Source organism: Nonomuraea sp. NPDC051298 (genome assembly GCF_055586305.1).
In genome coordinates, this window is the sequence record NZ_JBVJIM010000005.1 from 323,984 (window position 1) to 349,027 (window position 25,044).

Consider the following 25,044-nt stretch of genomic DNA (forward strand, 5'->3'; position numbering starts at 1 on the left):
GAGCGCACACCCTGTAGTGCGGCCACGTTAGCGCGGTATCTGAAACTTTGTCCAGCAAAAGTGTTCAGCTATGGGCTGCGGCCACCAGACCTTCTGCTGTGGGCGTGTCGGTGACGAGCTGGTTGAAGTACCCGCCCCGTGCCCCGGCGACGATTGAGAGTACCTTCTCCGCGCCGACCGCGACCGCGATCGTGTGCGGGATGCGACGCAGCTCATCCGGCTGCGCGGCGACCAAGCGCTCGCTGCCAGGATACGTGACCGGCGACCCGTCGCGGTCATAGACGCGCATGCACACGTCGCCCACGGCCTGGCGCAGGCTCTCGGCGTCGCGGGGCATGGTCGAGGGCACCATCTGCCGCATCAGCGGCGCCGAGCCGACGCCCACGATCGCGCACTTGGCGTGCGCCCACAGGTCCATGACCCGGCGTACGGAGGGCTCGTGCTGCAGCGAGTAGAACAGCTCGGGGCCGGGGAGCGCGGGCGCGTAGAGGTAGGCGGGCACGCCGCCGGAGCGCTCGGCCAGGATGCGGGTGGTCTCGTTGGTCTGGAACCAGGGCTGCGGCTCCTCCAGGCCGCCCACGGCCGGGGCGATCGTGACGCCGGGGTACTGGCCGAGGCCCTCGCGGGCGCACTCGTACACGGTGGTGCCGGAGGAGACCAGCACGACGTCGCCCGTCTCCAGGCCGACCGTGGACAGCGCGCGGGCCACGGCGGGGGCCAGCCACGGGCCCACCGAGGGGCCGTTGACCTTGGGCACCAGGTAGACGCGCCGCAGGTTGAGCGCCTGCGCGACCTCGGCGGCCAGCGGGCCGTCGGCCAGCATGGCGGGCCGGTGCACCTTGATCTCGACGATGCCCTGCTTGCGGGCCTCGGTGAGCAGCCGGCTCACGGTCGCCCTGCTGACGCCGAGCCGCTTGGCGATGTCGCCCTGGGTGGCCTCGTCCAGGTAGTACTGCTGCGCGGCCGCGTACATCAGCTCATGGGGGAACCTGGCCTGCGCCTCGGGTGCGACGTCGGCGGCATTCATGCGCGCGCTCCTGGGTGCGATGCGGATGCGTGAACAGATTTGCAGAACTGATGCGCAACTACTATAGCTTTGTGCTTCCCGGAGGACAGGCTAGCCGTTGACCAAGGCGTCACCGAGCGGCGTGCGGGTGTACAGCACGTTACGGCCGATACGCGCGCCGGTGACCAGGCCCGTCCCGCGCAGCGCCGCCAGGTGGCCGCCCGTGGTGCCCAGGCTGTACCCGAGCAGCGCGGCGAGCTGCGTCGTGGTGGCGGGCTCGGCCAGCTCGACGAGGATGCGGGCGCGGCTGCGCCCGATCAGCGCCGCCAGGTCCCGGTCCCGCGCGGGCGGCGCGACCGCGACGCCTCTGGCCGGATAGACCAGCGCGTACGGCCACGCGTCCGCCAGATAGGCGCCGACGGCGTTCATGAAGGCAGAAGGCAGGAAGAGCAGCCCCCTGCCGCCGAGCCGGTGGGCGCTCGGAGAACTCAGCTCGACCTCGATCCGCCCGCTGGGGCGCCAGCGCACCTGCGGGCTGAGGTCCTCCAGCGCGGCCTGCCAGCCGTACGCGGCCAGCCGCCCGGCCCGATACGCGACGTCCCGTTGCAGGACGGCACGCAAGCGCGGCCAGTCGTGGGAGAGGATCTCGCGCCACAGCGCCTCGTACCCGTCCGCGAACCGCGTCACCACCTCGGGACCCAGCAGCAGCCGCCGGACCCACCCGGCCACCGGCGGGCGCCCGGCCAGCGCCCGCCGGATCTCCGCGTGCGCCTGCTCCAGCGGCGTGGCCCGCAGGGCCGCCAGCTCCGCCTCGAACGGCACGTCCACGGCCGTGGGCGGGGGCGCGATGAAGTCGACGTTCGCGTTCCCCCTGTTGCCGCTGATCGCCGCGGCGGCGCGCAGCACGGGATGCCCGGCCACCAGCGCCTTGTACGTCTCCCGCCACCGCGCCGCCCACGGCCCGTGCGGGCCCGCCCGGTAGCGGCCCGCCAGCACCCACTGCGCGTGCATGGTCTCGATCAGCGGCGAGATCGCGAACCTGCTCGCCATCAGATCCTGGGGGACGACCTCGATCGTCACCAGCATCTTTCGGTTATATCCGAAGAAATCGCCTGGACATAGCGGTGGGCCCGAGCATCGAGACCGTGAAGGGCGCGACGTTCGGCGAGGTGTTCGCCGTCAAGGAGTTCCGCGTGCTGTTCGGCAGCTTCGTGCTGCTGGTCGGCGGGGACTTGATCAAGATGCTGGCCCTGTCCGTGCTGGTGTACGCGCGGACCGGGTCGCCCGGGTTGTCGGCCGCGGCGTACATGGCGGGGTGGCTGCCGTACATCGTGGGCGGGCTGTTCCTGCTCTCGCTGGCCGACCGGGTGTCGCCGCGGGCGCTGATGGTGACGGGGGAGCTGGTCAGGGCCGTCACCTGCGTGCTGCTGGCCTACGCCGGGCTGCCGGTGTGGGCCATGCTGGCGCTGGTGCTGGCCACGGGGCTGTTCTCGCCGGTGTTCCTGGCGGCGCGGGCGGCCATGTTGCCCGAGGTGCTGCCGGGGGACGCGTTCGTGCTGGGGCGCTCGATGCTCAACGTGGCCTCGGCCGGCGCGCAGATCGTGGGGCTGGCGGCAGGAGGGGCGTTCCTGGCCTTCACCGGGCCGTCCGGGGCGCTGGCGGCCACGGCGGGGGTGTCGGTGGTGGCGGCCGGGGTGCTGCGCTTCGGGCTGCCGTACCGGGCGGCCAGGGGCGCGGGCGGGCAGGGCCTGGGCGGGCAGGGGCCGGTGCGGGGCCTGGGCGGGCAGGGGGCGGTGCGGGGCCTGGGTGGGCGGGGGGCGGTGCGGCAGACGTTGCGGGTCAATCGGCGGCTGCTGGCCGACGGGCGGGTGCGCGGGCTGCTGCTGGCCGCGTGGCTGCCGCCCATGTGCCTGGCGGGGGCGGAGGCCATGGTGGTGCCGTACCTCGGCGGGCAGGGGGAGGCCGGGGTGGTGCTCGCGGCGGCCGCCGGTGGGATGGCGATCGGGGAGTTCGCCGTGGGACGGTTCGCGGCGCCACGTACGCGGGAGCGGCTCTCGCTGCCGCTGGCGGTGCTGCTGGGGGTGCCGTGGCTGGTGTTCGCGTTCACGCCGGGGATCGTGGCGGCGTCCGTGCTGGCGGCCGTGGCGGCGGCGGGGCTGGCGTACCAGCTCGGGCTGCAGCGGCGGTTCGTGGACGCGGTGCCGGAGCAGGCGCTGGGGCAGGCGTTCGGGCTGCAGTCGGCGGGGCTGATGACGGGACAGGCGGCCGGCGCGGCGCTGGCGGGCGCACTGGGCGAGGTGAGCACGCCGGGGACGGCCATCGCGCTGTCGGGGGCGGCGGGGCTGCTGGTGGCCCTCGCCCTGGCCCGCGTGCTGCGACCAGGAGCCGCCGGGAACGGCGAAACCGCCCAGCCGACAGGCCAGACGGTCTCGTAGTGGCGATGGTGCGCCGCCAGGGACTCGGGCCCCGGACCCGCTGATCAAGAGTCACTAGTCTTGGTGATGTCCCAAGGCCCATGAAGCCGGGTGCCCCGGCCGCCACTTCCAGGTCGTAAGACGGTCTGAGTACGGAGGAGCACGCTGAAATTCGACCAGCACCGAATGGAGGCAAGACTCCACGCCCTCCTCGGACAGCATGCCGTCGGTGTCGGCCGGGCACTCGACATGGGAATCATCGACTTCGACCCAGCACCGCCCGGCGAACGGGGCGACGACTGGAGGAGCGCCTTCGCACTCCACCTTCAATGCTCCTTCCGCATCACGTATGAAAGCCGGGTGGTGCTGGGTTCCGGCGACCTCGCGTGGTCGAAGAGCGAAGAGCGTGACACCGCTGCGGCTGACGGCGGAAGGACCATGTACGACGTGATGGCGGCTCGGGTTGACGCCGCCTTCACGAAATGGCGGCCCGTAGTGATCGGGGTGCGGGTGTCACCTTTCGGTGACCTGCATCTCGAGCTGGAACGTGAATTTGCCGTGCAGGTCTTTCCCGCCACATCGGGGCGCGTCGAGGCGTGGCGTTTTCTCCGGAGAAATGCCGAGCACGTGGTCTTTCCGCCGGACGAAGACCTGGAGGCCAATTGAGTGTCGAACCTGCGGCGGACGCGACAACCAAAAAACCCCAGCTCATCGGACTGAGCTGGGGTTTTTGCTGGGTGCGCCGCCAGGGACTCGAACCCCGGACCCGCTGATTAAGAGTCAGCTGCTCTAACCAACTGAGCTAGCGGCGCGACAGGTGTAACTGTATCAGCCGCCGTACGGTGCACGAGCCGCCTCAGCCCAGCCGGTCCGCCAGCCTCTCGTACGCCCCCACCACCAGATCCCAGAACGCCGGCACGTTCAGGGAGGTCGCCACCAGCGCGTTGGCCGTCCGGTCGCCGACCCGGAAGTCCGTCACGGTCATGCCCCGGGTGAACTCCCCGGCCGTCTCCACGTTCACCACGGCCGGGACGCAGGTGAACAGGCCCGGGTCGAGCACGTACGCCACCGCGCACGCGTCGTGGATGGCCGGCCCGCCCTCGGCCGTCACCACCCCGTAGAACTGCGCGGCCGGCACCAGCAGGTCCGCCAGCCGCCCCAGCGGCCGCATCCGGTCCAGCACCTCGGTGGTCACCAGGGCCGACAGCGTCACGTCGAGGCCCAGCATGGTGACCGTCCACCCGGCCTCGAAGACGATCGCGGCCGCCTCCGGGTCGGCCAGCATGTTGAACTCGGCGGCCGGGGTACGGTTGCCGCGCGTGTACGAGCCGCCCATGATGACCAGGTCGCGGGCCCACTCGACGACGCGCGGCTCACGGCGTACGGCGAGGGCGAGGTTCGTCAGCGGTCCCACGGCCACCAGCGTGATCTCGCCGGGGGCGGCCCGCAGCGTGTCCACGATGAAGTCGACCGCGTGCCCTTCTGACGGCCCCAGCCGCGGCGCGGGCAGCACCACGTCGCCGAGCCCGGTCGTCCCGTGCACCTGCGTGGCCCTGACCGTGTGGCGCAGCAGCGCGCCCGCGCTGCCCGGCGTCATCGGCACGTCGCCCATCCGCAGGAACTCCCGCAGAGCGAGCGCGTTGGCCGTGGTCAGCGGGAGGTCGACGTTGCCGCCCACCGTGGTGACGCCCACCACGTCGAGTGCGTCGGGGGAGCCGGCGGCCAGGGCGAGCGCGAGGGCGTCGTCGATGCCGGGATCGCAGTCGATGAGAACCTTCTTCACGTCACCGGAGGATACGCATGATCCGCCCGCAGGCGGCAACCGGTGTCCGGACATGGATCGGGCCGGGCAGTTCCCCCAAAGCTGCCCGGCCCGATCGGTTGCGGTCCAGGCCGGCGCTTTTCCCCCAAAAAGCGCCGGCGGTCCCGCACTTTGCGAACCGCGGTCCCCCTCCGCGTCCGCATCGGTGAAGGTCTGTCGGCCAGTCGCCAGGGCTCCTGACCTGGTACAACGCTACCGAGACGAATGCAACGGTCGCGTCATAACGGGGTCGAATATCTGTTTAATCCGCCTACGGAAGCTTCAACCGAACCTCTGTACCTTCTTGGAGAGACGTACCCACCGTGCAGTACTTGTCGTGCACGCGCCCGGCGACCGCCCTGAACACCTCCTCGGCCTCCTCGGACGGCACCTCCACCTCATACGTGATCGTCACAGGCCCGAGCCTGTTCTGCTCGACCTTCTCCGCCTGAACGGTCATCGCCAGCCGCACCAGCCGGTGCCCCCGCTTGGCGGTGAGCGGCTCGACGGTCACGATGTTGCAGCCGCCCACGGCCGCCAGCAGCAACTCGACGGGAGTGAACACCCCCTCCTGGTCGCCGCTCCCGATCAGAACCTCGGCGCCACGGGCGTTGGTGGCCCGGAATCCGCCCTCATCAGTCCGCTCGACACGCACGTTAGCCATGTTTCAGACCCTACTCAGAAAGCTTTAATGTTCGTTCAGGAAAGTGGGGCCATGGCTAGCGAGGCGTACGCCGACCAGGGGCCGGCCCTCTTCTGGAGCGGGGTCGCGGTCGCCGAGTGCGGCGCGATCCAGCCGGTCTTCGGCTCCCCGTGGGGGCCCACGGCCTTTGCGGCCGCCGCGCTCCTCGTGGCGCTCGGGCTCCTCGGCGTCAGGGCCGCCGAGGGCCTGCGCGCCCGGGAGGCCGACAGCTTGCGCGCCCGGGAGACGGGCAGCCTGCGGGCCCGGGAGACGGACAGTCTGCGGGCCCGGGCGACCGGGCGGCGTCTGCGGCTCGGCGGCTGTCTGGCGGGGGCGCTGCTGGTGGCGCACCAGTTCAGCGCCGCGTTCGGCGCCACGGCCCACGTCACGAGCCTCAGCCGGGTGGGTTCGATCCTGCTCTACACGATGGCGGCGGTGATGGCCGTCCTGAACCACCGCCTCCCCGGCGCGGTCAGGCCGTCGCTGCTGATCGCGACCGGGCTCGACCCCGGCTCGCTGCGCGAGCGGCTGGCGGGCGAGCGCGACACCGTGGCCGTCTACCGGGCCGAGCGCGCCACCGACGAGCTGCGCGACCTCGAGGCGCGCTACGGTCTCATCCTCGTCGTGGGCGACGAGCACGACCCGCGGGTCAAGGAGCGGGTGAGCGCCTCCGGGCTGAGCCGGGAGATCCCCGACATCGCCGAGCGCGAGGTCGTGGTGGCCGGGCCGCGGCCGTTCAAGCGGTACGTCGCGGGCGCGTTGTCACGCCTTGCCGTCCCGAGGTCACAGATTCATTTCAAATCGGGGGAGAAAGTTTAGGCCCACCGTACGCCCTGTCTGGCAGCCTGGGCCGCGGACTAGGAGGCAAGGTGACGACTTTCCCCGGAAGCACCCGTGTCGAGATGGTCATGGGCATGCCCGTCAGTGTGGACATCCGCACAGCCCTTCCGGCACGCGAGCTGACCCCCCTGCTGGACGACGCGTTCGCCTGGCTGAGGTGGGTCGATGACACCTTCAGCCCGACGAAGGAGGAGAGCCAGATCGGCCGGCTCAACCGCGGCCAGACGATCCGGCAGATCCCCGAGCTGATCGAGGTCCTCCACCGCTGCGACGAACTGAGCGAGATGACCGACGGCTGGTTCGAGGCCCGCATCAACGGCCGGATCGACCCGTCCGGCTACATCAAGGGCTGGGCTCTCGAACGGCTCTCGCGCGCCCTGTGCAACGCCGGGGCCGTCGACCACCGCATCACCGCGGGAGACGACACCAGGGTGCGCGGCTCGGCCGCGCCGGGCAAGCGGTGGCGCATCGGCGTCCGCGACCCGCGTACCGACGTGGTCCGCAAGGTCGTCTTCGCCCACGACCTGGGCATCGCCACCTCGGGCAGCGCTCCGGTGATCAATCCGCGCACCGGGGAGGTGCGGCAGGGGATGGGCTTCGTCACGGTGGTCGGGCCCGATCTCGGCCTGGCCGACGCGTACGCCACCGCCGCGTACGCCATGGGCCCGCTGCTCGCCCGCCGCTTCGCCACCGACCTGTCCCGCGAGGGGCTCTACGAGACCCTGTTCGTCCTGCCCGACGGGCAGGAGTTCAGCACGCCGGGCTTCGCCCACCACAGCGGCGCCGCGGCCCGTCTCGCCGGCTGACCCACCTGTCCTTCGCCCGCCCGGCGCCCCCCGCCGGGCGTCGGCGGCTCTCGGCCGGGAGACCCCTGTCGGTCGCGCGGTTTGTGGCGCCCGCTAGGCGTCGGGATGTTTGCGCAGATATTCGAGGTAGATTGGGCGTAGCGCCTCGCCCAGTTTGCCTTCGCCGGCCGCGATGGCATCGCTGAGCAGCGCGGAGACCTTGCTGAGGTCGTTGGCGGTTTCGTTCGGGTGACCGCTGGCCGCCTCGGCGGCCGGGATCACCTTCAGCAGCTCCCACAGGAACCCCAGGTCCCCGTGGCGTACGGCGTAGCGCACCGCCCGGTCGTGCAACTCCGCGGCCGGCAGCGATTCGAGCCCGTTCGCGTCCATCTCGCTCCCTCCCCTGCACGCCTCTTCCCCCGTTGGACCACCATAACCGGCGACTACCGACGGTGACCGGCGGAAATCGTACTGACTGCGCCCTCTATCGAGAGTCGATCTCAAGTGGGAGGATCCATCAGCGTGAGATTCATCATCAGAACGCTCGCAGCGGCAGTGGCCCTGTGGGTGGCCATCCAGTTCATCCCCGGCATCGACGTCAACGCGCCCACCGACACGGCCAGGTACTGGGGCGTCCTGCTGCTCGTGGCCCTGATCTTCGGCGTCGTCAACGCCATCGTCAAGCCCATCGTGAAGGCTCTCGGGTGCGCGATCATCGTGCTGACCCTGGGCCTGTTCCTCCTGGTCATCAACGCGGCAATGCTGCTGCTGACGAGCTGGATAGCGGGCCAGTTCAGCATCCCCTTCCAAGTCGACAACTTCTACCCGGCCGCGTTCTGGGGCGCCATCATCATCAGCCTCGTGAGCTGGCTGCTCGGCCTGTTCATCCCCGACAACGACTGACCTTCCATGGAGCTCGACGGCGCCCGGCTGACCTGCGGGCAGGTCCACGAAGCCGGGTACGGCGGGGCCCGGGTCACGATCGCCTCGCTCGATCGGGCTCGGGCCGCGTGGGCCACCGCGCAAGGGCTCACCGGCCCCGTCTACGGCAAGAGCACCGGCGTGGGCGCCAACCGGGACGTCCTGCTGGAGGGCGGCGGCCTCGACCTGCTGCGCAGCCACGCGTGCGGCGCCGGCCCGCCGGTCGAGCCCGCCCGTGCCAGGGCGATGCTCGTGGTCCGGCTCAACCAGCTCCTCGCGGGCGGCTCCGGCGTCGATCCGGCCGTCTGCCCGGTCCTGGCGTACGCGATCAACCACGACTACACCCCGCCCCTGCGGACGTACGGGGCCATCGGCACCGGCGACCTGACCGCCCTGGCCATCACCGCCCTGTGCCTGCTGGGCGAGCTGCCCTGGCACCACGACGGTTCCCCGGGCGAGGGGCCGCCCCGCCACGCGCTCGTCTCGGCGGACGCGCTGCCGTTCATCAGCTCGGGGGCCGCGACCCTCGCCGACGCCGCCATCGCCTGTCACCGGCTGCGTCACCTCCTCGACGCCGCCGTCGAGGTGGCCGCCCTGTCGTTCGCCGCCGTGGACGCCTCCGCCGAGCCGGTGGCCGCCCTCGTGCAGGAGGCGCGGCCCCATCCGGGCCAGGCGGTCGTGGCCGAGAGCCTGCGCGGGCGGCTGGCCCACGAGCCGGCCGCCCGCGTCCAGGACCCGTACGGCTTCCGCGCCTTCCCCCAGGTGCACGGCGCCGCAGTCGACGCGCTCGGCCGGGCCGTCACCACGATCGAGACCGACCTCAACGCGGCCACCGAGAACCCCTTGATCGCCGGCGGCCTGGCCTGGCACAACGGCAACTTCCACGCGGCCGCCGTGGCGCTGGCCCTCGACGCGCTGCGGGCGGCGCTCGTCCAGACGGCGCAGCTCAGCACGGCCCGCCTGGCCACGCTCATGGACCCCGCCTACACCGGCCACCTGCCCTTCCTGGGCGACCGTCCAGGCGCGTCCGGCGTGCTCATCCTCGAGTACGTGGCCCAGGACGCCCTGGCCGACCTGCGCCATCTCGCGAACCCGGTGACGACGGGCACGGCGGTGATCTCCCGGGGCGCGGAGGACCACGCCGCGTTCGCCACCCAGGCCGCCCGGCACACGCTGCGCTGCCTGGAGCCGCTGGAGATCGTGCTGGCCTGCGAGCGCACCGCGGCCGTCCGCGCGCTGCACGGGTCGGGCCCCGACCGGCCACTCACGGGTGATCTGGAGGAGTCGCGCCGCGCCGTGTCGGGAACCGCCGCGCGGACGTGACCGGCGGCGTCAAGACGTGAGCGGCGGCTTCAGGAGAGGCGGGCGACCGAGCCGCGTTCCATGAGGGTGGGCTTCTGCATGACCCGGCGCCGGGTGCCCCCGTCGGCCGCGGCCGACATGAGCCGCACCGCCGCCCGCACGATGCCGTCGATGTCCCAGTCGACCGTGGTGAGGCCCGGCGTGAGCAGCCCCGACATGGGGTGGTCGTCGTAGCCCATGACCGACACGTCGCCCGGGATCGACAGGCCCAGCTCCTGCGCCGCCGCGTAGACGCCGTAGGCGATCGAGTCGGCGAAGCAGAACACCGCACTGGGCTTGTCGCCGGTCAGCAGGTCGTGGGCGGCCGAGGTGGCCCCGGCCAGGCCGTGGGGCGCGGTGGTCAGCTCGACGTCGAGGCCCAGCCGGTCGGCCTCGGCCGTGACGTGCCTGTCGGCGGGCCGGTCGGGGGTGCTGGCCCTGGTGGGCGTCAGGACGGCGATGCGGCGGTGCCCCAGCGCCCGCAGGTGCTCGAGGGCCAGCGTGACCCCGGTGCGGTTGTCGAAGACGACCTCGCTGGCCGTGCCCGCGACCGAGTCGCCGATCGCGACCAGCGGCACCGACTCGCACAACTCGGCCCAGAACCCGGCCGCCGGGTCGATGGGCTGCACGATCAGCCCGTCGACGCGCTGGTCGCGCAGTTGCTGGGCCAGCGCGCGCTCCCTGGCCGGGTCGCCGAACGCGTCGAGGATCAGGGCATAGCGATCCTTCTCCCGCAGGCCCCTGCTGATGCCCACCGCGAGTGACTGCTGCCAGAGGTCCTCCAGCGAGCCGCACAGCAGGCCGATCATGCCGGTGCGCCCGCTGGCCAGGGCCCTGGCGATGGGATCGGCCTCATAACCCAGCTCGGCGGCGGCGGCGCGCACGCGCTCCATGGTCTCCTCGGACACCTGCAGACCGCGCAGCGCGTAGGAGACGGCCGCCGGTGACAGGCCCGTGGCCTGGGCGACTTCACGGATCGTCGCTCTCTTGCGAGGCATTACGCCAGCCTATTGCGTGCGGCCGACAGAAGCCGGTTCCCCGCCGGTGCTTGTCGACTTTCCCCTGGTGCCCCAGCGCGGGGCAGCCCGTTGACAAAGAGGGATGTGAAGCGGTTCACTGAACCGTATCACTGAAACGGTTCACAAGGTAAGCGTCACAGCGCAGGGCCGTTTACATGTATTGTGAGTAGGAAATAACGGGAGGAGGCCAGGGCCCATGAGCATCGACGTGCACCAGCACCTGTGGACGAGCGCGTTCATCGATGCCCTGCGCGCCCGTACGGCTTCGCCCCGTCTCGACGGCTGGACGCTGGTCCTCGACGGAGAGCCGCCGTACGAGGTCGATCCGGCCGACCACGAGCGGCGCGACACCAGCGGCCTGGAGCTGGCGCTGGTGTCGTTGTCGAGCCCGCTGGGCATCGAGTTCCTGCCGCCCGAGGAGTGCTGGCCGCTGCTGGACGCCTACCACGACGGAGCCCTGTCACTGGGCGAGCCCTTCGGGGCGTGGGCGTCCACCTGCCACAGCGAGCCCGACCCCGACCGGCTGGCGAAAGACCTCGACCGCGGGTTCGCGGGCCTGCAGATCCCGGCCACGGCCGTCCCCGAGGACGGGCTGCTGGAGGTGCTGACCGACAGGGACCTGCCGCTGTTCGTGCACCCGGGGGCCGCCGCCCCCATGCCGGGCGTGCCCGCGTGGTGGCCGGCGCTGGTGCCGTACGTGCAGCAGATGCACGCCGCCTGGCACTACTTCCACGCCTTCGTCCGGCCGCGGCACCCGCGTCTGCGGGTCTGCTTCGCGCTGCTCGCGGGGCTGGCGCCGCTGCACTCCGAGCGCCTGATCACCCGGGGCGGCGGCGGCCGCGGCCAGGTCGACAGGAACTTCTTCGTGGAGACCTCCTCCTACGGCCCGCGGGCGATCGACGCGATCGTCCGCGAGCTGGGCATCGACGTCGTGGTCAACGGCTCCGACGCGCCCTATGCCACGGCACCCGACCCGGGCATGGGCACGGCCGCCGGCCACGCCATCAGGGTCGTCAACCCCCGTCGTCTACTCGGCAGAAAGGAGACTCGTACGTGAGCACGAACCAGATCCAGGACGGGGGCACCTGTGCCCGGCTCCCTGAGCGCACTCTCGACCGTCGCGAGCTGCGCGACCTGGTGAACGAACTGGCCGCACACCCGGAGGAGTGGGGCGACCAGGTCGACTTCCCGGCCGACGGAGGCCGCCACTACGCCTCGCTCTACCGCGACGCCTACGTGGACGTCTGGCTGCTGTGCTGGCGGCCCGAGGACGACACGGGCTGGCACGACCACGACATCTCCTCGGGTGCCGTGCACGTGGTGGAGGGGGCGCTGCGCGAGTGCAACCCGCGCATCGGGGGCGAGCACCTGGAGACGGTGGTGCCGGAGGGGCAGTCGTTCTCGTTCGGGCCCGACCACATCCACCGGCTCACCGGCGCGGTGGACAGGAGCGTCTCGATCCACGCCTACTCGCCGCCGCTGTGGCGGCTGGGACAGTACTCGATCGACGGGACCGGCGTGATGCGCCGCGTGTCGGTGAGCTACGCCGACGAGCTGCGGCCTATGGACGACCCGATCGGCTCGGTGGCCTGAGCACGCAGCAGCTTCCGCAGGGCTCGACGTCGGGCAGTGTGATCCACAGGCAGCAGGTCTTGCGGAAGTAGGCGTCGCCGGCCGGTTCGACCAGACCGTCGAGCGGCCGGCCCAGCTCGCGCAGCAGCCGCAGGTAGTCGCCGGGCACGATCGAGGTCAGCGGGTGGGCGATCGCCTCCGCCGTGGAGCCCCACAGCGTGCGCTCGCCCACCTTGGTCAGCGCGTTGATGGCCTCGACCAGCGGGCGCTGCCCCTCCTCGATCGCCTCGGAGACCGCGCCCGTGCCGGAGCCCCAGCTCACGCGGGTGGCGGCGAGCGTCACCCCGGCGGGCGACTCCTTGACGTACGTGTCGGCCAGGCGCATGATCGGCACCCGCCCGTCCAGCGCCCAGCCGAGCGCCACCGGCAGGGTGTGCCAGTATCCGTACGTCTTCCAGAACAGCGCGGCCCCGACGTGGCGGGGGGCGTTCCAGCGCGCGGCGGTCTCGTCGATGAACCGGCCCAGCGGCGCGTACGGCTCCCGTACCAGCTCGGTGACCGGGGTCCAGCTCGCGTCGGGCTCGATGACGAGGCCGGGCTCCACCCCGAGCACCCCGTTCCGCCCGTCGGCGAGCCGCTGGAGCGTCTCGGTGAGCATCGCTGGGACCCCCGCAAGATCTAAAGGTTAGCCTTGCCTAAGGTAGCAGGGCGTCCCGCGAACCACCCAGCCAGGATCTGCAGGGCGAGCACGCCCAGACCGGTCACCAGCGGCGTCGTCCAGCCGCCCGACACCTGCCTGAGGAACCCGAACAGCAGCGGCCCGAGCGCCGCGACCACGTAACCGACGGACTGGGCGACGGCCGACAGCGCCGTCACGGCGGCGGGGTCGGCCGGGCGCAGGGCGATGATCAGCAGCGCCAGCGCGAACGAGGCCCCCTGCCCGACGCCGAGCACGATCATCCACAGCCAGGGCGCTGTCATGGGGGCCAGCAGCACGCCCAGGTACCCGAGCACGGTCAGCACGCCGGCCCCGACCACGTACGGGACCTGGGAGGCGCGGCGGCCGGCCAGGACGGGCACCGCCAGCGAGGTGCCGACCTGGACCAGGTTCGTCAGGCTGAGCAGGTAGCCCGCCTGGTCGGCGGGCAGCCCGGCCTCCTGGTAGATCGTGGGCAGCCAGGCCAGCACGACGTAGAAGGTGAGCGACTGCAGGCCCATGAGCGCGGTGACGTACCAGGTGACGCGGCTGCGGACCACGGCGCGGAACGGCCTGGGCGCGTTCTGGCCGTCGCCCCGCCCGCGCAGGGCCTGCGGCAGCCAGAGCAGCGCCGCCAGCAGCGCGGGGACGGCCAGCAGCGCGGACACGCCACGCCAGGTGAACCCGGTGGCGTGCTCGACCGGGACCACCAGCGCGGACGAGAGCGCCGCCCCGGCCACCACGCAGGAGACGTAGACGCCGGTCATGAGGTTGACCCGGGTGGGGAAGTGCTGCTTGACGACGGCCGGCATGGAGACGTTCATGACGGCGATGGCGGTGGCGGCCAGCGCGGAGCCGAGGTAGAGAATGGCGGCGCCGTCCGCGCCGCGCAGCGCGACGCCCGCCGCGATGACCAGCAGCCCCGCCAGCAGCGTGCGGTCGAGCCCGATCCGCCGCGCGAGCAGGGGGGTGAGCGGCCCGAAGACGCCCAGGCAGACCACCATGACCGTGGTGATCGCGCCGCCGCCCGCGGGCGAGAGGCCCACGTCGGTCATGATCTCGCCGAGGAGGGGGGAGACGCCCGCGATGGCCGGACGCAGGTTGAGCGCGGCCAAGGCGAACCCTGCCACGAGCAAGGCGGATCTGAACGACATGGATGACCACTCTCGCACAACCTCCTGACAACGTTGTCTACCTGGTCGGAAGTAGGAAATGATCCTGGCGTGAGACCGACGATGAAGGACGTCGCCTCGGCGGCGGGCGTGGCGCTCAAGACCGTCTCCCGCGTCGTGAACGGTGAGCCGGGCGTGCACCCGGCCACCGCCGAGCGCGTGCGCGCGGCCATCGACCAGTTGGGCTACAGCCGCAACGAGAGCGCGCGGGTGCTGCGCAGGGGCACGACCGCCACGATCGGGCTGGTCATCGAGGACGTGGCGGACCCGTTCTACTCGGGTCTGAGCCGGGCCGTGGAGGCCGTGGTGATCGACCACGGCTGCCTGCTGCTGAGCGGCTCGTCCGGGGAGGAGCCGGGGCGGGAGCGCGAGCTGGTCGAGACGTTCTGCGCGCGGCGGGTGGACGGGCTGATCGTGGTGCCCGCGGGCGACGACCACACGTACCTGAGGCCGGAGCTGGAGGCGGGCACGCCCGTGGTGTTCGCGGACCGGCCGCCGGGGGCGGGGCTCGACGTGGACACCGTGCTCGCCGACAACGCGGGCGGGGCCCGGCACGCCGTCCGGCATCTTCTCGGCCACGGGCACCGCAGGATCGCCTTCCTCGGGGACGACGCGGCGATCTTCACCGCCTCCGAGCGGCTGCGCGGCTACCGGGAGGAGCTGGGCGGGCTCTTCGACGCGCGGCTCGTGTCGATGCGGCCGCCGTCGGAGGAGGCGGTCCGCGGGGACCTGGGCCGCATGTTCGCCCTGGACGACCCGCCGACGGCGCTGTTCACCGGCAACGGGCGTTACACCGTGACCACCCTGCGGGCGCTGGCGGGGCGGCGGGTGGCGCTGGTCGGGTTCGACGACTTCGAGCTGGCCGACCTGCTGGAGCCGGGGGTGAGCGTGGTGGCGCAGGATCCGGCGTGGATGGGGCGGGTGGCGGCCGAGCTGCTGTTCCGCCGGTTGCGGGGGGACGGGGGGCCGCCGGAGCACATCGAGCTCCCGGTGCGGCTGATGGTGCGCGGCTCGGGCGAACTCCCACCAAGTCTCCCGACCTGAGCGTCCCCGGCCTGAGCGTCCCCGGCCTGAGCGTCCCCGGCCTGAGCGTCCCCGATCTGGGCGCTTTCCGATCTGGGTGCTTTCCGATCTGGGGGCCGGGGTCTGGGCCCCAGATCGGAGCGGCCGTGGTCAGGCCGGGCGCTCGTCCACGCCGACCGCGCCGACGCCGCTGGTGAAGATGCCGCCGCAGTAGCCCTGCGACTCGCCCGACCCGCCCGGCGGCAGCGTCACCCACTCGCCCACCACGTCGGGGGCCCGGCCGCAGACCACCACGGCACGGAAGATCCAGGTGCGGCCGGTCGGGTTGTGGCAGGCGGCGATGCCCAGGTCACGGTCTTGGGCGTGGACGAACGTGTCGCAGCGCAGGACCGTGGCCCGCGCCGAGGCGGACGACGGCAGCCCCGCGGACAGGAGCGCGAAGGCTCCGGCGGTCGCCGCCGCGATGCGCATTCCGGTGAACATTACCCCTCCTTGCGAAAAGATCGACCATCACTTTCCGCAGTCGATCGTACGCAAAGAGTGGCGGCATTCCCATCGATTAAACCGGCGCCCGGCCCGGGACGGGTGGGTCACGACTCCTGGAGGCGGCGGATCATGGCCTGCTTGGCCGTCGCGAACTCCTCGTCGGTCAGCACCCCCGACCTGTGCAACTGCCCCAGCTCCGTCAGGCGGCGCAGGACCGCGTCGTGCACGTCGTCGGAGACCGCGGACGGCTGGAGAGCCGCCGGCGACTCGGGCAGCTCGCGCGGCAGCCGGGCCAGGACGGCCGCGGCGACCAGGGCCGTCGTGCCGCCGAAGCGCTGAATGCCCCAGCACACGCAGCGCAGGTCCTTCTGCGGCGACTTGGTGGGGACCTCGCCCTTGATCCGGAGGCGCAGCGTGCCGTAGCTCATGCCGGACTGTGGCTTCCACTCCACGCCCGACACGTCGGACAGCGGGTATTCCTGCGGCCCCGCCTCCCCCTTCACCGTGCTGGCGAACCCGGTCCACTCCAGCCGCACGCGCTCGCCGTCGAAGATCGCCGTGCCGTCGCCGGCCGTGGCCGAGATCGGCACGTCGGGGACGGGCAGGAGGTAGTCGTCGCAGGGGCCGCTCGGCGGCTGGTAGACGAGCAGGGTGTCGCGGACCTCGTCGGCGAAGTATTCGGCGGCGCCCGCCCGCGTCTTCGGCACGGCCAGCCGGTACGGGTCGGCCGGCGGCTCCAGCGACCCGGCGACCACGTCGGACAGCGCGTCGGCGCCCTTGCGCAGCCGCAGCCGCAGGTGGCCGCCCTTGCGCGCGGGCTCGAACGTCACCCCGGCCACGGCCTCCAGCGGCACCGTCACCTCGCCGAGAGTCCGGCGCAACTCGTGGACGTCCTTCCCGCTGCCGGGGATGATCCGCAGCATTTCCCCATTGAACGTCCACGACCCGTCTGGGACGGCGATCTCGGCCATATTCTCAGCCTAGGACACGCTCGCGGCACGATCACAGACGAAGGAGCGGGATGGAGATCTTCACGAGCTGGCCGTCCTGGGCGCACGCGCAGGGTCCGCTCGGCGCGGCGCTGCCGGCCACCACCGTGGACGCTCTGCGCGACGCGGTCGCCTTCGCCCGGCGCAAGCACGGGGTGCAGCAGCGGCCGACCGGGCGGCCGTACCAGGAGCATCTGCTGGAGGCTCTGGAGGTGGCCGTTTCCGGGGCGAAGCTGAGCGACCGTGACGTGCTGGTCGCGATCGTGCTGCACGACGTCCTCGAGGACACCTCGTGCACCGAGGGGGACCTCGCGCGGCGGTTCGGTCCCGAGGTGGCGGCGCTCGTGCGGTGGGTCACCAAGCCCGCCGGCGGCGCGAAGGCCGACTACCTGGCCTCGCTGGTGAAGGCGCCGCCGCGGGCCGTGCTGGTGAAGCTCGCCGACCGGGTGAGCAACGTCCAGGAGCTGCAGCGGATGCCGTGGCGGTTCCAGCGGCGCTACTACCTGGAGACGGTCGCGTACATCATGCCGCTGGCCGGGACGCACCCGTGGTTCGCGCGGTGGTTCGGGGAGTGGCGGGCGCGGTGGCGGCGGGTGGAGCGCTGGCCCGCCTAGCCGGGCCCATCCCGGACGGGCCCGCCGAGCCCGGCCCGCTCAGCCGGGCTCGCCGGACGGGTGCGCCAGTGGGTCGGCGGGTTCGTGTCGTCCGATCCTGGCCGCCCGGTTGCGTACGCCCTCGAAGTGCGCGTGCACGGCGGCCACGGCGGCGGCGCGGTCGCCCTTGACCACGGCCGAGTGGATGTCGCGGTGCCGTTTGGCGACGTCGGCGGGCGGCTCGTCCGGCGCCCCCAGCGCGTCGCGGAGCTGGTAGTACACCTCCCAGAACGCGCCCAGGAGCCGGCTCACCACGGGGTTGCCGAGCGGGCGGTAGAGCAGGTCGTGGAAGAGGCGGTCGGTCTCGGGGGAGACCAGGCCGGCCTCCGCCTCGGCCTCCATCCTGGCCATGACGTCGGCGACCGCGGTCAGGTCGGCCTGGGGGCCCAGCTCGATGAGGCGTTCCATGAGGCCGCTCTCCAGGATCTCGCGGACCTCGACCAGGTGGGCGAGGTGGTTCGCGCCGTTCTGGAGGGTGATGCGGCTGTGGAAGGTCAGCTCGTTCACCAGGCCGGCCAGGGACATGCTGCCCACGAACATGCCGAAGCCGTGGCGGATGTCGACGATGCCGACCGCCTGCAGGGCCTTCAGCGCCTCCCGGATGGAGTTGCGGCTGACCTGAAGCTCCTCCATCAGCTCGGATTCGGTGGGAAGGGGGTCGCCCGCCATCAGCCCGCGTCTGAGGATGAGGTCTTTGACGCCCTCCTGGGCCTCGACGGCGCGACTGGGACGCGCCGGACGCGGGGCGGTGGCCATGAAGAATCCTTTCGTCCTAGGTAACAATCCGGAAATCTTCCGTTGACCTCAAGCAGGGGCTGCGTTTAGCGTCCACCTTACGCACAAGATAGGACATGGGATGTCCCACGTTCTATGTCTTACCTCCAGGAGGCATCCGTGAGCTCTGAGTTCAGTCGCCGCGACTTCCTGCGTTACAGCGGGGCGACGGGAGCGGCGGCGTTCATCGCGGCCACGATCTCCGCCTGTTCCGGTGGCCCCGCCTCGACCGGATCGGTCGGCGCGGGAACCAACAAGGACCTCATCACCGCCGTCATCGGGTACGGCAACGACCAGAGCTGGGACCCCACGCAGACCGCCTCGGCGTTCGCCGTGGCCGGGATCGGCCACGTCTACGAGGGCCTGCTCGACACCGACCCGATCACGCGCGAGCCGTACCCGGCGCTGGCCACCGCGGTGCCCGCCGACCTGAACGCGACCACGTGGAAGTTCACCCTCAGAGACGGCGCCAAGTGGCACGACGGGCAGCCGGTCACCGTCGACGACGTGCTGTTCACCTTCGAGCGGATCCTCGACCCCGAGGCGAACGTGCTGATCGGCAACTTCTTCAAGTCCTGGCTGCAGGAGGTGCGGAAGGTCGACGACAAGAGCGTGGAGCTGGTGTTCAAGTTCGCCTTCCCCGACGCGGCGCCCCGGCTGACGATCGCGAAGATCATGCCCAAGCACGTGTTCAGCCAGCCGGGCGCGTGGGACCAGGCCAAGAGCGGCAAGGCGGTGGGCTCGGGGCCGTACAAGCTGACGGCGCACAACCCCAAGTCCAACACCGCGTTCGAGGCGTTCGACGGCTACAACGGGCCGCGGCCGGCCACGGTCAAGAAGATGAACTGGCTGACGATCGTGGACGCCGCCGCCCGCGTGGCCAAGATCTCCGGCGGGTCCGCCGAGGCGCAGATCTCCGACAACATCCCGTACGCGAACGTCGACCAGCTCAAGCAGCAGGGCCTGACGGTCGAGGGCGGCAAGGGCATGAACCACATGTTCCTGATGTTCAACACGGGCGCGAAGCCGTTCGACGACATACGGGTGCGCCAGGCCCTGCACTACGCCATCGACAAGCAGAAGATGATCGACGTGGCGCTCAAGGGCCACGGCACGGCCTCCAGCTCCTTCCTCAACGAGGGCCACCCCGACCACAAGCGCGCCTCGGTCGTCTACGACTACGACCCGGAGAAGGCCAAGGCGCTGCTGAAGGAGGCTGGCGTCAGCGACCTGACGATCAACCTCATGGCCGTGAACGTGAGCTGGATCGTCGACTGCCTGCCGACCATCGCCGCCTCCTGGGAGGCCATCGGCGTCAAGACCACGCTGGAGCCGCAGGACACCGCCGCGCTGTTCACCAAGATGGACCAGTTCCAGGACTACCAGGTGGTCGCCGCCGCCTCGAACCCCAACCAGTTCGGCATGGACGCCGACCTGATCCTGCACTATAACTACGTGCCCGGCGGCCTGTGGATGAAGTACAGCCACTGGGACGGCAGCAAGGACGCCGACAAGCTCTTCGCCATGATGGACGAGGCCGGCAAGGAGACCGACAAGGCCAAGCGCACCACGCTGATCCACGCCTACCTCGACTTCGTCGCCGAGCAGGCCATCCTCTACCCGGTCGTGCACAATGAGCTGATGACGGCCTGGGACCCGAAGAAGCTCTCCGGCATCCGCGCCCAGCCGTACCCGGGCATCAACCTGCTGCAGGCCAAGAGGACATGACGCTCGTCGCCCGGATGCTGCTGCGGCGGCTCCTCATCCTGATCCCGCTGGTGCTCGGCGTGATCGCGTTCGTGTTCATCGTCATGCGCTTCTCCAACAGCAAGCCGGAGTACGCCTACTTCCAGGGCGCGAACCCGACCCCCGAGCAGATCCACCAGTTCCAGGTCGAGAACGGCCTGCTGGACCCGCTCCCCGTCCGGTACGTGCGCTTCGTCGCCGAGCTGGCACAGGGCGACATGGGCACCAGCGTGCTGACGAAGAAGCCGGTCATCGAGTCGGTCACGACCGCGCTGCCGCTGACGTTGCAGCTCACGTTCCTCGGCCTGGCCGTGGCGGTGGTGCTGTCGGTGGCGTTCGGGATCACCGCGGCGCTCTTCCGCGACCGCTGGCCCGACCAGGTGATCCGGGTGGTGTCGCTGGTGGGGGTGGCCGCGCCGCCGTTCTGGCTGGCGCTGCTGATGATCCAGTACCTGGCCGTCGGCGAGGGGCTCTTCCCGACCAGCGGCTACATCAACCCGGCCGACTCGACCGTGGGGTGGCTGCAGTCGATGACGCTGCCCGCACTGTCGTTGTCGCTGCCGATCGCCGCCCAGCTCACCCGCATCATCCGCACGTCGATGGTGGAGGAGCTGGACAAGGACTACGTACGCACCGCGATCGGCAGCGGCCTGCCGATGATCGTGGTCGTCGGCCGCAACGTGCTGCGCAACGCCCTCATCACCCCGCTGACCGTGCTGGGCCTGCGCATCGGCTACCTGATCGGCGGCACCGTGGTCATCGAGACGATCTACGGGCTGCCCGGCATGGGCCAGCTCATGATCAATGCGGTCCGCGACGGAGACCCGGCCGTCGTCCAGGGCGTGGTGCTGACCATCGCGGTCGGCTTCATGGTCGTCAACCTGGCCGTCGACATCCTCTACCTGCTGCTCAACCCCCGCCTCAGGAGCGCCGCATGAGACAGTTCCAGTGGCGGGGCGGGCTGGCGGAGCGCCTGTCGCGGCCCGGCGTCGGGTTCCGCCGGCTGACGCCGCTGTCGTGGGTGGCGGTGGGCGTCGTCGCCCTGGTCGTGCTGGCCGCGGTGCTGGCGCCGTGGATCGCGCCGCACTCGCCGTACTTCCAGCAGGCCACGGGCGGCGGCCCGTCGGCCGAGCACTGGATGGGGCTCGACAGCGCCAACCGCGACATCCTGTCCAGGCTCCTGTACGGCGCCCGCTGGTCGCTCATCATCGGCCTCGGCGCCACCGGGCTCGCCCTCGTGGCCGGCGCGGTCGTCGGCGCGATCGCGGCCACCTCGCGCCGGGCCGTGGACGAGGCCATCATGCGCCTGCTCGACGTCGTCATGGCCTTCCCCGGCATCGCGCTGGCCGCGGTGCTCGTGGCGGTGTTCGGCGGTAGCATCTCCGTGCTGGTCATGGCCATCGCCTTCCTCTACATGCCGTCCGTGGCCCGGGTGGTGCGGGCCAACGTCCTGGCCCAGTACGGCGAGGACTACGTCGCGGCCGAGCGCATCATCGGCGCCCGTACGACGCACATCATCGTCAAGCACGTCGCGATCAACTGCGCGGCGCCGGTTCTGGTGTTCTGCACGGTGATGGTGGCCGACGCGATCGTGTTCGAGGCGTCGCTGTCGTTCATCGGGGCCGGGGTGCGTCCGCCGAACCCGTCGTGGGGCAGCGTCATCGCCGACGGCAAGAACATGGTGCTGCTCGGCGGCTGGTGGGCCACGGTCTTCCCCGGCCTGCTGATCCTCCTCACGGTGCTCGCGCTCAACATCCTGTCCGAGAGCATCGCCGACGCCTGGGCCGCGCCCGCCGCCCGCAAGGCCGCCGTGCGCAAGGACGACGAGTTCGAGCAGGCCCGGCCCGGCTCCGGCGAGGTCGTCGAGCTGCCCGGCCTGGCCGAGGCCGCGCGCAGGCTGGCCGAGCGGGCCCGCCCGCTGCCGCAGGGCCCGCCGATCCTCGAGGTCGAGCGGCTGCGGATCGGGTTCGCCGAGGGCGTGGACATCGTGGACGGCATCGGCTTCGAGGTACGCCCCGGCGAGGTGCTCGGCCTGGTCGGCGAATCCGGCTGCGGCAAGTCGCTGACCGCGCTGACCATCATGGGCCTGCAACCCCGCAACGCCCGCGTCAGCGGCCACATCCGCTTCGACCGGCGCGAACTGCTCGCCGAGTCGCGCCGCGCCCGCCGCCGCCTGCTCGGGCACGAGATGGCGATGATCTACCAGGACGCCCTCTCCTCGCTGAACCCGGCCATGACCATCAGGGCCCAGCTCAAGCAGGTCACCCGGCGCGGCGGCCGGCGCAGCCCCACCGAGCTGCTCGAACTCGTCGGCCTCGACGCCCGCCGCACGCTGTCGTCCTACCCGCACGAGCTGTCGGGCGGGCAGCGGCAGCGCGTGCTGATCGCGATGGCGCTCTCGCGCGACCCCAAGCTGATCGTCGCCGACGAGCCCACCACCGCCCTCGACGTGACCGTGCAGGCCCAGGTCATCGAGCTGCTGCTGCGGCTGCGGGAGGAGCTGGGGTTCGCGCTGATCCTCGTCTCCCACGACCTGGCGCTGGTGGCCGACGTGACCGACCGCGTGGTCGTCATGTACGGCGGCCAGATCGTCGAGACCGGCGTCACGGCGACCCTGGTCGGCCAGCCCGCCCACCACTACGCCCGGGGCCTGCTGGGCTCGGTGCTGTCGCTGGAGTCGGGGGCCGAGCGGCTCACCCAGATCCCGGGCGTGGTGCCGGCGCCCGCCGACTTCCCGCCCGGCTGCCGGTTCGCCGACCGGTGCCCGATGGCCTCGGACGTGTGCCGTACCGACAGGCCCGCCCTGGAGGGGGACGACACCCACGCGGTGGCCTGCCACCATCCGGCGCAGGCGCTGGTGAGGAGTGAGCAGCGTGCTTGAGCTGAAAGACGTGCACGTCGTGCACAAGGCCCGCTCCGGGGGCGTGTTCTCGCGCGACCGCGTCCACGCGCTGACCGCCGCCGACCTCATGGTCGCGCCGGGCGAGACGGTCGGCGTCGTGGGGGAGTCGGGGTGCGGCAAGTCCACGCTGGCCAAGGTGCTGGTGGGGCTGCAGCGGCCGACCTCGGGCACGGTGAGCTTCCGCGGGCGCGACCTGTGGACGCTGAAGGAGCGCGAGCGGCGGGAGCTGATCGGGTCGAGCGTCGGGATGATCTTCCAGGACCCGTCCACGGCGCTCAACCGGCGCCTGCCCGTCCGGCAGGTGCTGCGCGACCCGCTCAACGTGCACAACCGCGGCACCGCAGCCCAGCGCGACGCCCGTGTACGTGAGCTGCTCGAACTGGTGGGCCTGCCCGCGAGCGCCGCGGACGCGCTGCCGAGCCAGCTCTCCGGCGGCCAGCGCCAGCGCGTCGCCGTGGCCAGGGCCCTCGCCCTGGAGCCCGAGCTGGTCGTGGCCGACGAGCCGACCAGCGCCCTCGACGTGTCGGTACGCGCCCAGATCCTCAACCTGCTGCTCGACCTGAAGTCCAGGCTCGGGCTGGCAGTGGTGTTCATCTCGCACGACATCCAGACCGTGCGCAGGATGAGCGACCGCGTGGTCACCATGTACCTCGGGCGGATCGTCGAGCAGACCCCGGCGCAGTCGGTGCCGCTGGGGGCGCGGCACCCGTACACGCGGGCGCTGTTCTCGGCCACTCCCGGGCTGATCTCGCCGATCAACCCGATCCCGCTGGTGGGCGTCGTGCCCTCGGCCACCAAACCGCCCAGCGGGTGCCCGTTCCGCACGCGGTGCTGGCGGGCAGATGACACCTGTGCCGCCGAATGGCCGCTCGCGCGGGCGGAGGCGGGGCACCTCTTCCACTGCCACCACCCGGTGGCGGCGGGAGCGACCGATCTCGAGCTGATCCAGGAGCGTGTATGACGAAATCCCACACCGCCGAGTCCGCGACGCTGACCGGTGTCATCCCCCCGGTGTGCACGCCCCTGAACCCTGACTTCTCGGTGGACGCGGCGTCTCTGGTGCGGCTGGTCGATCATCTGGTCGACGGCGGTGTGGACGGGCTGTTCGTGCTGGGCTCCACGTCGGAGGTGGCGTACCTGACCGACGGGCAGCGGCGGACGGTGCTGGACACCGTGGTCGGGCACGTGGCCGGGCAGGTGCCGGTGCTGGCCGGGGTGATCGACATGACCACGCCGCGGGTGCTGGAGCACGCGCGGGTCGCGATCGAGGCCGGGGCGACAGGGCTGGTGGCGACGGCGCCCTTCTACACGCGTACGCATCCGGAGGAGATCCGCACCCACTTCAGGACCCTCGCGGCGCGGACCGGGCTGCCCGTCTACGCCTACGACCTGCCGGTCTCCGTGCACGTCAAGCTGGACGCGGGCCTGGTGCTCGAGTTGGCCGCCGAGGGTGCGCTGGCCGGGGTGAAGGACTCCAGCGGCGACGAAAGCGGCCTGCGGCGGGTCATCATGGGGCGGCAGGCGCCGTTCAGCGTGCTCACCGGGTCGGAGGTGACCGTGGACTCGGCGCTCTGGATGGGCGCCGACGGCGTGGTGCCCGGGCTGGGCAACGTGGACCCGCAGGGCTACGCCGAGCTGTACCGCTGCGCCGCCAGGGGCGACTGGGAGGCGGCCAGGGCCGAGCAGGAGCGCCTGGCCAGGCTGTTCGAGATCGTCCGCGTCGGCGGCGCGCGCATGGGCGGCAGCTCGGCCGGTCTCGGGGCGTTCAAGGCCGCGCTGCACCTGCGCGGCGTCATCGACTGCCCGATCACCGCGCTCCCGCAGATCCCGCTGAACGACGACGAGGTCGGCCGGATCGGCAAGCTCCTGGCTGGTGCCGGCCTACTGTGAGCGGGCCGGACTGGCCAGTTGGGCCACGTCTTCCGCGCCGTCCTCGATCAGCTTCGACGCCAGGTCCGCCAGGACCCGTCCGACGGCCAGTTCGTCCCCGATGCCGGGTACGGGCCGGTCGTCCGGGTTGCGGCGGGCGTGCGCCACGCTCTCGTGGCGTTTGCCGTCCGGGGTGTACAGGACGGCCGTGGCCGTGGTCACGGCGTCGGTGTCGTCCTCGCTGATCCAGATCTGGACGTTCCACTGTTTGTACTCCACGACGACCACCTCCTCACCTCCAGGGTCTCTCCAGAAGGGCCAGAGGTAAAGCTGACCTGCGCAAACCCCGCAA

At 71.6% G+C, this 25,044-nt stretch carries 27 protein-coding genes and 1 tRNA gene; 15 read left to right on the forward strand and 13 right to left on the reverse strand.

The window, feature by feature from the left end:
• Positions 1-64: 64 nt before the first annotated feature.
• Together ACZ6S0_RS18440 and ACZ6S0_RS18445 are read right to left on the reverse strand one after the other, a co-directional pair.
• The gene (locus ACZ6S0_RS18440) at positions 65-1,027 is read right to left on the reverse strand and encodes a sugar-binding transcriptional regulator (RefSeq protein ID WP_465918735.1); all 963 of its coding nucleotides are present in this window, start codon (positions 1,025-1,027) and stop codon (positions 65-67) included.
• Between the two features lie 90 nt (positions 1,028-1,117).
• Positions 1,118-2,092: an ArsR/SmtB family transcription factor gene (locus tag ACZ6S0_RS18445; protein ID WP_465918738.1), complete on the reverse strand. Its 975-nt coding sequence runs from the start codon at positions 2,090-2,092 to the stop codon at positions 1,118-1,120.
• Between the two features lie 59 nt (positions 2,093-2,151).
• Between ACZ6S0_RS18445 and ACZ6S0_RS18450 the strand changes: the two genes are divergently transcribed.
• Both ACZ6S0_RS18450 and ACZ6S0_RS18455 read left to right on the forward strand, forming a co-directional pair.
• Entirely contained in the window at positions 2,152-3,441 is a 1,290-nt protein-coding gene (locus tag ACZ6S0_RS18450; protein ID WP_465918741.1) for an MFS transporter, read from the forward strand.
• Positions 3,442-3,669: 228 nt separating this feature from the next.
• The gene (locus ACZ6S0_RS18455; RefSeq protein WP_465918744.1) at positions 3,670-4,086 is read left to right on the forward strand and encodes a hypothetical protein; all 417 of its coding nucleotides are present in this window, start codon (positions 3,670-3,672) and stop codon (positions 4,084-4,086) included.
• A 72-nt stretch (positions 4,087-4,158) separates the two neighbouring features.
• Here ACZ6S0_RS18455 and ACZ6S0_RS18460 read toward each other — a convergent pair.
• From ACZ6S0_RS18460 to ACZ6S0_RS18470, 3 genes are all read right to left on the reverse strand, one after another.
• A tRNA-Lys gene (locus ACZ6S0_RS18460) sits at positions 4,159-4,232 on the reverse strand.
• A gap of 44 nt (positions 4,233-4,276) precedes the next feature.
• Positions 4,277-5,203: a nucleoside hydrolase gene (locus ACZ6S0_RS18465; RefSeq protein WP_465918749.1), complete on the reverse strand. Its 927-nt coding sequence runs from the start codon at positions 5,201-5,203 to the stop codon at positions 4,277-4,279.
• A gap of 289 nt (positions 5,204-5,492) precedes the next feature.
• On the reverse strand, positions 5,493-5,885 hold the full coding sequence (locus ACZ6S0_RS18470) for an OsmC family protein (protein WP_465918753.1): 393 nt from the start codon (positions 5,883-5,885) through the stop codon (positions 5,493-5,495).
• 51 nt (positions 5,886-5,936) lie between these two features.
• Between ACZ6S0_RS18470 and ACZ6S0_RS18475 the strand changes: the two genes are divergently transcribed.
• Together ACZ6S0_RS18475 and ACZ6S0_RS18480 are read left to right on the forward strand one after the other, a co-directional pair.
• A complete protein-coding gene (locus tag ACZ6S0_RS18475; protein ID WP_465918758.1) occupies positions 5,937-6,722 on the forward strand; it encodes a hypothetical protein in 786 nt (261 codons plus the stop codon).
• Positions 6,723-6,817: 95 nt separating this feature from the next.
• A complete protein-coding gene (locus tag ACZ6S0_RS18480; protein ID WP_465918760.1) occupies positions 6,818-7,549 on the forward strand; it encodes an FAD:protein FMN transferase in 732 nt (243 codons plus the stop codon).
• Between the two features lie 93 nt (positions 7,550-7,642).
• Here the strand turns inward: ACZ6S0_RS18480 and ACZ6S0_RS18485 are convergent, their stop codons facing one another.
• Entirely contained in the window at positions 7,643-7,918 is a 276-nt protein-coding gene (locus ACZ6S0_RS18485) for a hypothetical protein (RefSeq protein ID WP_465918761.1), read from the reverse strand.
• Between the two features lie 132 nt (positions 7,919-8,050).
• Between ACZ6S0_RS18485 and ACZ6S0_RS18490 the strand changes: the two genes are divergently transcribed.
• Both ACZ6S0_RS18490 and ACZ6S0_RS18495 read left to right on the forward strand, forming a co-directional pair.
• Positions 8,051-8,431, forward strand: a complete 381-nt coding sequence (locus ACZ6S0_RS18490) for a phage holin family protein (protein WP_465918762.1) — start codon at positions 8,051-8,053, stop codon at positions 8,429-8,431.
• Positions 8,432-8,437: 6 nt separating this feature from the next.
• Positions 8,438-9,772 carry an aromatic amino acid lyase gene (locus tag ACZ6S0_RS18495; protein WP_465918763.1) on the forward strand — a complete coding sequence of 445 codons (1,335 nt, stop codon included), beginning with the start codon at positions 8,438-8,440 and terminating at the stop codon, positions 9,770-9,772.
• A 29-nt stretch (positions 9,773-9,801) separates the two neighbouring features.
• Here ACZ6S0_RS18495 and ACZ6S0_RS18500 read toward each other — a convergent pair whose 3' ends face one another.
• Positions 9,802-10,788 carry a LacI family DNA-binding transcriptional regulator gene (locus ACZ6S0_RS18500; RefSeq protein WP_344881485.1) on the reverse strand — a complete coding sequence of 329 codons (987 nt, stop codon included), beginning with the start codon at positions 10,786-10,788 and terminating at the stop codon, positions 9,802-9,804.
• A gap of 217 nt (positions 10,789-11,005) precedes the next feature.
• Here ACZ6S0_RS18500 and ACZ6S0_RS18505 point away from each other — a divergent pair, with 217 nt between their 5' ends.
• Positions 11,006-11,866, forward strand: a complete 861-nt coding sequence (locus ACZ6S0_RS18505; RefSeq protein ID WP_465918764.1) for an amidohydrolase family protein — start codon at positions 11,006-11,008, stop codon at positions 11,864-11,866.
• Positions 11,863-12,402: a cysteine dioxygenase gene (locus ACZ6S0_RS18510; RefSeq protein WP_465918768.1), complete on the forward strand. Its 540-nt coding sequence runs from the start codon at positions 11,863-11,865 to the stop codon at positions 12,400-12,402. Before ACZ6S0_RS18505 ends, ACZ6S0_RS18510 begins: the two co-directional genes overlap by 4 nt.
• Here ACZ6S0_RS18510 and ACZ6S0_RS18515 read toward each other — a convergent pair.
• Both ACZ6S0_RS18515 and ACZ6S0_RS18520 read right to left on the reverse strand, forming a co-directional pair.
• The gene (locus ACZ6S0_RS18515) at positions 12,371-13,039 is read right to left on the reverse strand and encodes a hypothetical protein (RefSeq protein ID WP_465918770.1); all 669 of its coding nucleotides are present in this window, start codon (positions 13,037-13,039) and stop codon (positions 12,371-12,373) included. The genes ACZ6S0_RS18510 and ACZ6S0_RS18515 overlap by 32 nt on opposite strands.
• A gap of 20 nt (positions 13,040-13,059) precedes the next feature.
• Positions 13,060-14,232: a CynX/NimT family MFS transporter gene (locus ACZ6S0_RS18520; protein WP_465918771.1), complete on the reverse strand. Its 1,173-nt coding sequence runs from the start codon at positions 14,230-14,232 to the stop codon at positions 13,060-13,062.
• A gap of 69 nt (positions 14,233-14,301) precedes the next feature.
• Here ACZ6S0_RS18520 and ACZ6S0_RS18525 point away from each other — a divergent pair, with 69 nt between their 5' ends.
• Complete coding sequence (locus ACZ6S0_RS18525; RefSeq protein WP_465918774.1) at positions 14,302-15,294, forward strand: LacI family DNA-binding transcriptional regulator; 993 nt, start codon at positions 14,302-14,304, stop codon at positions 15,292-15,294.
• A gap of 129 nt (positions 15,295-15,423) precedes the next feature.
• On the opposite strand, the gene ACZ6S0_RS18530 is transcribed toward ACZ6S0_RS18525, so the two are convergent.
• Both ACZ6S0_RS18530 and ACZ6S0_RS18535 read right to left on the reverse strand, forming a co-directional pair.
• Positions 15,424-15,756, reverse strand: coding sequence for a hypothetical protein (locus ACZ6S0_RS18530; protein WP_465918775.1), 333 nt, complete (start codon positions 15,754-15,756; stop codon positions 15,424-15,426).
• Between the two features lie 107 nt (positions 15,757-15,863).
• Entirely contained in the window at positions 15,864-16,730 is an 867-nt protein-coding gene (locus ACZ6S0_RS18535; RefSeq protein WP_465918776.1) for a DUF4429 domain-containing protein, read from the reverse strand.
• Between the two features lie 50 nt (positions 16,731-16,780).
• On the opposite strand from ACZ6S0_RS18535, the gene ACZ6S0_RS18540 reads away from it, so the two are divergent.
• Positions 16,781-17,362 (forward strand): HD domain-containing protein, encoded by a 582-nt coding sequence (locus tag ACZ6S0_RS18540; RefSeq protein ID WP_465918777.1) that lies wholly within the window; start codon positions 16,781-16,783, stop codon positions 17,360-17,362.
• 39 nt (positions 17,363-17,401) lie between these two features.
• On the opposite strand, the gene ACZ6S0_RS18545 is transcribed toward ACZ6S0_RS18540, so the two are convergent.
• Entirely contained in the window at positions 17,402-18,157 is a 756-nt protein-coding gene (locus ACZ6S0_RS18545; protein WP_465918778.1) for a FadR/GntR family transcriptional regulator, read from the reverse strand.
• 138 nt (positions 18,158-18,295) lie between these two features.
• On the opposite strand from ACZ6S0_RS18545, the gene ACZ6S0_RS18550 reads away from it, so the two are divergent.
• Genes ACZ6S0_RS18550 through ACZ6S0_RS18570 form a run of 5 tightly spaced genes read left to right on the forward strand, consistent with a single transcriptional unit; the run spans position 18,296 to position 24,713 of the window.
• The gene (locus ACZ6S0_RS18550; RefSeq protein WP_465918779.1) at positions 18,296-19,903 is read left to right on the forward strand and encodes an ABC transporter substrate-binding protein; all 1,608 of its coding nucleotides are present in this window, start codon (positions 18,296-18,298) and stop codon (positions 19,901-19,903) included.
• On the forward strand, positions 19,900-20,859 hold the full coding sequence (locus tag ACZ6S0_RS18555; protein ID WP_465918781.1) for an ABC transporter permease: 960 nt from the start codon (positions 19,900-19,902) through the stop codon (positions 20,857-20,859). The genes ACZ6S0_RS18550 and ACZ6S0_RS18555 overlap by 4 nt, the downstream gene beginning before the upstream one ends.
• The gene (locus ACZ6S0_RS18560; protein WP_465918782.1) at positions 20,856-22,802 is read left to right on the forward strand and encodes a dipeptide/oligopeptide/nickel ABC transporter permease/ATP-binding protein; all 1,947 of its coding nucleotides are present in this window, start codon (positions 20,856-20,858) and stop codon (positions 22,800-22,802) included. The genes ACZ6S0_RS18555 and ACZ6S0_RS18560 overlap by 4 nt, the downstream gene beginning before the upstream one ends.
• A complete protein-coding gene (locus tag ACZ6S0_RS18565) occupies positions 22,795-23,784 on the forward strand; it encodes an oligopeptide/dipeptide ABC transporter ATP-binding protein (RefSeq protein WP_465918786.1) in 990 nt (329 codons plus the stop codon). The genes ACZ6S0_RS18560 and ACZ6S0_RS18565 overlap by 8 nt, the downstream gene beginning before the upstream one ends.
• A complete protein-coding gene (locus ACZ6S0_RS18570) occupies positions 23,781-24,713 on the forward strand; it encodes a dihydrodipicolinate synthase family protein (RefSeq protein ID WP_465918789.1) in 933 nt (310 codons plus the stop codon). The genes ACZ6S0_RS18565 and ACZ6S0_RS18570 overlap by 4 nt, the downstream gene beginning before the upstream one ends.
• Here the strand turns inward: ACZ6S0_RS18570 and ACZ6S0_RS18575 are convergent.
• Positions 24,705-24,971, reverse strand: a complete 267-nt coding sequence (locus tag ACZ6S0_RS18575) for a DUF1876 domain-containing protein (protein ID WP_465918791.1) — start codon at positions 24,969-24,971, stop codon at positions 24,705-24,707. The genes ACZ6S0_RS18570 and ACZ6S0_RS18575 overlap by 9 nt on opposite strands.
• Between the last annotated feature and the right edge of the window lie 73 nt (positions 24,972-25,044).